Source organism: Daejeonella sp. (genome assembly GCF_037719425.1).
In the GTDB taxonomy this organism is placed as follows: domain Bacteria; phylum Bacteroidota; class Bacteroidia; order Sphingobacteriales; family Sphingobacteriaceae; genus Daejeonella.
On sequence record NZ_JBBJNI010000107.1, the window covers coordinates 8,004 to 14,680 of the forward strand.

Consider the following 6,677-nt stretch of genomic DNA (forward strand, 5'->3'; position numbering starts at 1 on the left):
AGGGCGGCTCCCTTATTTCTGACGAATTAACCTCTGCTGAAATCCTTGACAAAACAAATTATGCCGCAGGATAAACACCTATCCGAAGGAATTTCCAAACCGGGTTTAAATTTCAGCTGGCTGATATTAATGGCCTGGCGAGACAGCAGGCGTAACCGTTCGCGTTTATTTCTATTTATTTCTTCAATCATTCTCGGGATAGCAGCACTCGTGGCGATCTACTCATTTGAGTACAATCTTCGCCAGGATATCGACTCACAGGCAAAAGGCCTTCTTGGTGCAGATATGGTTATTGAAACCAATAAACCTGTCAAAAAGGATATTCTGCCAGTACTTATGGCACTTGGTAATAAACGGTCTGAAGAACGAACTTTTGCTTCGATGATATATTTTCCCAAGAGCGAGGGGACCCGATTGGTAAATGTCAGGGCCTTAAAAGGGGGTTATCCATATTACGGAGTTATAGAAACAACTCCGGTGAATGCAGGCCGATCTTTTCGGGATGCGAAGCATGCTTTGGTTGATAAAACGCTGATGCTCCAATTCGATTCTAACGTCGGGGATTCTATAAAAGTTGGTGAGCTTACATTTATGATAGTTGGTATTCTTAACAAAGCGCCCGGCCAAACTGGTTTCTCAGCCTCGGTCGCTCCTGTTGTCTATATTCCCTTGCAATACCTCGAACAAACGGGCCTGTCTCAAAAGGGTAGCCGTATCAACTATAACTTCTATTATAAATTTGATAAGAATATCAATGTAGATGCCCTCGCTAAAAAGCTGGAGCCACGTCTTGAAAAAGCTGAAATGGATGCGGAAACCATTGAGACCCGTAAGCAAAATACCAGTCGTTCGTTTGAAGATATGACAGAATTTCTTGCGCTTGTAGGGTTTGTTGCACTTTTGCTGGGTTGTATCGGGGTAGCAAGTGCAATTCACATTTATATCAGGGAAAAGATCAGTACGATCGCGGTTCTCCGATGCCTTGGCGCTAGTTCAAAACAGGCATTCATCATCTATTTGATTCAAATCGTTGGCATCGGCCTGATAGGTTCTTTGATGGGCACTATTTTAGGAACCTTGATACAGCAATTTTTGCCGGTAGTTCTTAAGGATTTTCTTCCCGTAGTGATTACGGTGGCCATTTCGTGGGCTGCTATAGCCCAGGGATTATTGTTGGGATTAATTATTTCTATTTTATTTGCGTTACTCCCGCTCGTTTCGGTTAGAAATATATCGCCGCTTAATACCCTCCGCCTTTCATTCCAGGAAACATCTTTATTTAAGGATCCTGTTAAATGGCTTGTGTATGTGATGATCGTGCTCTTCGTATTCGGTTTCACTTACCTGCAAATGGGGTCCGTCAGAAAGACCATGTATTTCACCGGAGGGGTTCTGTTCGCTTTCATTGTGTTATCAGCTTTAGCTTACGCGATGATGTGGCTGGCGAGGAAATTCTTTCCGTCCTCGTGGAGTTATCTGTGGCGTCAGGGCTTCGCTAATTTATTCCGTCCTAACAATCAAACACTGATTCTGGTAGTCTCTATTGGCTTAGGAACGGCGTTTATTTGTACCCTTTTCTTTGTTCAGGGTATCCTGATCAATCGTGTTACGATGTCGTCGAGTAAGAATCAACCGAATATGGTTTTATTCGATATTCAGAGTGAGCAAAGGCAAGCGATTTCTGATCTTACTAAGAGCATGAATCTTCCCATCATACAGGAGGTTCCTATTGTAAATATGAGGATGATTGAAATCAAAGGCCGGGATACAGCAAGCTTTAAGAAAGATAGTACGGCCTGGGGTGCTCGACGTGCCCTGGATCGTGAATACAGAGTAACGTATCGCGATAGTCTGAGCGATTCAGAAAAAATAATTGAGGGCAAATGGTCTGGGACGGTTAAGCCAGAACAACCAGTACCAGTGTCTCTCGAAGAGGGTTTTGCACGTCGTATTGATGTTAAAATCGGTGATAAGCTGACATTCAATGTTCAGGGAGCTCCGATGGAAACCGTGGTGGGAAGCATACGTAAGGTTGACTGGAACCGGATCCAGACTAATTTCCTCCTGATATTTCCAAAAGGAGTACTGGAAGATGCGCCCCAGTTCCATGTGTTATTGACCCGGGTGCCGTCAAATGAAGTATCCGCTAATTTCCAGCAAGCCGTTGTTAAAACTTATCCAAATATTTCGATGATCGATCTTGGCCTTGTGCTCAGCGTGCTGGATGAGATTCTCACGAAAATGGGCTTTGTTATCCGGTTTATGGCAGGTTTTAGCATAATTACAGGTTTGATCGTATTAATCGCATCCGTCTTGATCAGTAAATACCAGCGCATCCGCGAAAGCGTTCTGTTGAGGACTTTAGGTGCAAGCCGCAAGCAGATCCTAATAATCACAGCCCTGGAATATTTTTTCCTTGGCGCTCTGGCTGCAGGTGCGGGAATTGTTTTGTCATTGCTCGCTAGCTGGGGATTAGCTAAATTTAGTTTTGAAACCAGCTTTACTCCTCAAATGCTGCCTATATTAGTATTGTTTACTATAATCTCCTGTTTAACAGTTTTAATAGGATTGTTTAATAGTCGGGGAATCCTTAATAAACCACCCCTGGAGGTGTTAAGAAGTGAGGTCTAAGTATTATTATGAGAATAATTCTATTTATAGGGATTGGGAGTTTTATCGGCGGCATTTTACGCTACCTTCTTTCCCAACTTATCCAAAATAAGGTTCTTCAGGTTTTTCCTTACGGAACCTTAACTGTGAATATAATCGGGTGTTTCCTTATTGGAATCGTTTACGGGCTGGCCGAACGGTCCGGCCTGTCGAACGAATGGAGATTATTTCTTGCTACGGGAATTATAGGTGGTTTTACGACTTTCTCCGCCTTTTCTTACGAAAGCATCTCCCTGATGCGGGATGGACAGGCAGGGCCGGCTTTACTCTACGTGGCTGCCAGTGTCGTGCTTGGGTTACTTGCAACTTATATTGGGCTTTGGGCTGTTAACTACGGGCAATGAGTCGTTCGCTTGCAGGAAGCCCATTTCTCGAATCTCATGGCTTACTTATAGGTCGTTGCTCGAAAACGTATCTCCCTGATTAACATCACCGGTTTCATAGCCCTTTTTGAACCATTTCATACGCTGGGCCGAAGAGCCGTGAGTGAAGGAATCAGGTACAACGTGGCCCTGCGATTGTTTCTGGAGCCTATCATCGCCAATAGCGCTGGCGGCAGTTAAGGCTTCTTCGATATCGCCATCTTCAAGTACGCTCTGTCCGTCCTGTTGTAGGTTTTTAATATAGTTGGCGTAAATCCCTGCATAGAAATCAGCTTGCAATTCCAACTTGACAGAAAGGCGATTATACTCTGACTCACTAACTTGTCCCCGCATACTTTGTACTTTATTTGAGGTTCCGAGTAAATTTTGCACATGATGTCCAACCTCGTGAGCTATCACATATGCCATGGGGAAATCTCCCCCAGCTCCAAACCGGTTTTTAAGTTCTTGCTGAAAAGTCAGGTCGAGATAAACTTTCTGATCTGTCGGGCAGTAAAAAGGTCCTGTTTGAGAACTTGCTGATCCGCATGCCGAGGCAACGGAATTATCAAAAAGCACAATTGTAGGCCGGTCATAATCCTTTCCGTTCGCTTTGAAAATATTACTCCACATTTCATCAGTATCCGCAAGTACAACATCAGCAAACTTCCCCGCATCATCGGTAGGAGAACCAACCTTACCTTCCTGCTGTGTACCTTCGCCTAAAGGCAACTGGCTTAACAATTGGGTTGCATCCTGACCGAAAAGCAATCCTAAAATTAATACCAGGATACCACCGCCACCAAGAGCCATTCCACCGCCGCTCATTCCGCGCCGGTCATCAATATTTCCGCTTCCGGTTCTACCTAACCATTTCATATGAATATATTTAGTTTTGGATTAACATCCGGCTGAAGCAAAGGTTTTATATCAGCAGATAAATATTATTAATGTGCTCTTTCGTAAACAACCTTACCGCCCAAAATCGTTTTCAGGACCTTAACATCTCTGATCTTTTCAGGAGCTATTTTTGTGATATCCTCATCCAGAATAACGAAATCAGCCAGCATCCCTTTTTTCAGCATCCCTTTTTTTGTCTCATCAAATGACGCAAAGGCAGCGCCGGAAGTATAAGCTTTCAATGCCTGTTCTACTGTAATTTTTTGTTCAGGCACCCAACCGCCGGGAGTTTTATCATCTATAGTACGACGGGTTACTGCAGCGTATATTCCTTCGAGCGGAGTCGGCGGAGCCACAAACCAGTCGCTGCCAAAAGCCAGCACAACGCCCGCATCCAGAAAGCTTTTAAAAGCATATGTAGTTTTAATTCTTTCCGGCCCAATCACACTTTCTGCCCACCGTCCGTCATCAATAGCGTGATAGGGCTGTACACTCGCAATAACATTCAGTTCCTTAAACCGTTGGAAATCACCCCGCGACAAATGTTGTGCATGCTCAATTCTAAAACGCCTGTCTCGAACCCCATTTTCTTTCTCAACCCGCTCAAAAATGTCAAGCAGCGACGAGATAGCTCTGTCACCAATCGAGTGGATAACCAGTTGGAGCCCTGCTTTATCGGCGGGGGAAATGGCATTGTAAAGTTCCTCCACGGTGCTTACCAGGAACCCGCTGTCTGTTGGAGTATCGCTAAAAGCTTCTTTGAATGCGGCGGTGTGAGATCCAAGTGAACCATCAACAAAACCTTTCAAACCGCCTATTTTTAAATAATCATCACCGCGTCCTGACTTTTCCACTTCTTCAGCCAGCTTCTTCCATGATGAAAGCGGTACGGAGGAATACACCCGGGTTTTTAACGTCTTATTTTTATGGGCTCGCCTGAAGATTTCAACATCGCCCCAGGTTCCCATATTCTGAATAGATGTTACGCCCCGTTCAGCTACATAGTCCATCGCCGTCTGTAAGGCTTGATCTTTGAGCTCATCAGAAGGATCAGTAACGTTTCGGCCAATAAGGTTCATGGCATTATCCTTAAAAATACCCGCTGGTTTGCCATCCTTATCCCTCACGATGGTTCCGCCATCAATATCCGCAGTTTGTAATGTAACTTTCGAAAGGTTAATTGCCAGAGAATTGGCCAGGCCCATATGCCCGTCAAGCCGCTGAATAAACACCGGATGTTTAGGGGTAACAGAGTCGATCCAAGCGGCCTGAGGAAGTTCTCCACCCCAATTGGTATGATCCCAGTCGCCGGCAAGTATCCAGTTACCAGCAGGGATTGTTTTTGCAAAGTCACCTATCCTGCTAATAAACTCCTCTTTAGTTTTTGCATCACGTAATTGCACAGACGAAAGTCCGAAGCCACCATCGATAAAATGAATGTGTGAGTCATTGAAACCAGGAGTAATCATTTTCCCTTTAGCATCAATGGTTCTGGAACTGTCGCCTAGCAGTTTTTCTACTTCAGCATTCATTCCAACGAAGAGGATCTCTTCGCCTTTTACAGCCATGGCTTCAGCCCAGGGCTGATCCGGATTTCCTGTCCAGATGCGGGCATTAACTACGCCCATGGTGGCAGCGCCATCCTTAACAGCTTTACATCCGGTTATAAAAATGACTGTAAAAGTAAAGAGCACCGACAAAGCGCAACTGGTTCCGGGAATCTTTTTAAATGGGTTCATTCGGTTTTTTTTTCTTAATATAATGAATCACCAGTGTCTGGTAAAATAAATGTAAAGGTTCCGGCCTCCGCCGGAATGACAGTTGTTTGTTGGTGCTTAGGAGATCACGGCCTTCGCCGCGATCGGAGTGTAACCCAACCTTACTCAGATTAACTAGTACTAAATACTTTTAATGCCCTCTTAGAACATTTAACGGCAGGTCTCGTTCGTTGCCTCGGATGCACAGGATTTCCGGCCGGCCGTGATCTTAACCGCTGCGGAACTTTTAAGACGTCCCGTACCGGTTCTTCCGCAAATTTATAGAGCTTCACAGGAATATTCCAGCCTATGGAACGAATAAGGACCGACTTATCAAACCTGATCTTTTTTCGTTTTACTTGCAAAGGCTTATCGCTCATGAATTCGGCAATAGCCAGATTCCATGCTGATCGAAAACCGAGCAATGATGCTTTAATACTATATATATCACGTAAGCCCGGCTCTTTAATCACTACCCGGGCGAAGTCAACAGCCTCCGAAAAACGCTTTTGCGCCTGCTTCTGCAACTCGCTGTATATCACCCTGCTCCGGTCAGGGAACTGGCCGAACACAGTTTTCCCGCCGCATTGCCTGAAAAGCAAATGGCGATTAACGCTTCCGCGGAAGCCTGCAAAGATCGGTGATGTCTGGATAGCCATATCTGTGACGTTATACTATTAAATTTACGGATAAGAAGGTTCTGTAACAAAAAAAGTAGCCTGTTTTGACCGTTTTTGGCAGGAAATGACCGCTTTTGACCTGAAGTGAATAGCTCGTTGAACGCTGTGATACCGCTCACACACCGCTCTGACACCGCTTTAGAACCGCTCAAGTACCACTGGTTTTACGTTCAATTATATTTTAAACAAGGATTATCGGGAGATTCTGACTTTCGCCAGAATGACAATCAAGTTTCAGGAATTGGGAGATTCCGGCGAAAGCCCAATGTCATTAAGTTAAGGGTATTCATAATGTACCTTTTTGATTT

General features: G+C 44.6%; 5 protein-coding genes. 2 read left to right on the forward strand and 3 right to left on the reverse strand.

What is annotated here, in order from left to right; genetic code table 11:
* The first annotated feature begins 45 nt into the window (after positions 1-45).
* Positions 46-2,631: an FtsX-like permease family protein gene (locus WKF69_RS13675; RefSeq protein ID WP_340382633.1), complete on the forward strand. Its 2,586-nt coding sequence runs from the start codon at positions 46-48 to the stop codon at positions 2,629-2,631.
* An 8-nt stretch (positions 2,632-2,639) separates the two neighbouring features.
* Positions 2,640-3,014 carry a fluoride efflux transporter CrcB gene (crcB, locus tag WKF69_RS13680; RefSeq protein ID WP_340382634.1) on the forward strand — a complete coding sequence of 125 codons (375 nt, stop codon included), beginning with the start codon at positions 2,640-2,642 and terminating at the stop codon, positions 3,012-3,014.
* 45 nt (positions 3,015-3,059) lie between these two features.
* Here the strand turns inward: crcB and WKF69_RS13685 are convergent, their stop codons facing one another.
* The 3 genes from WKF69_RS13685 to WKF69_RS13695 form a co-directional block, all read right to left on the reverse strand.
* Positions 3,060-3,911, reverse strand: coding sequence for a neutral zinc metallopeptidase (locus WKF69_RS13685; protein ID WP_340382635.1), 852 nt, complete (start codon positions 3,909-3,911; stop codon positions 3,060-3,062).
* Between the two features lie 68 nt (positions 3,912-3,979).
* Entirely contained in the window at positions 3,980-5,671 is a 1,692-nt protein-coding gene (locus WKF69_RS13690; RefSeq protein WP_340382636.1) for an amidohydrolase, read from the reverse strand.
* Between the two features lie 149 nt (positions 5,672-5,820).
* Entirely contained in the window at positions 5,821-6,348 is a 528-nt protein-coding gene (locus WKF69_RS13695; RefSeq protein ID WP_340382637.1) for a hypothetical protein, read from the reverse strand.
* Between the last annotated feature and the right edge of the window lie 329 nt (positions 6,349-6,677).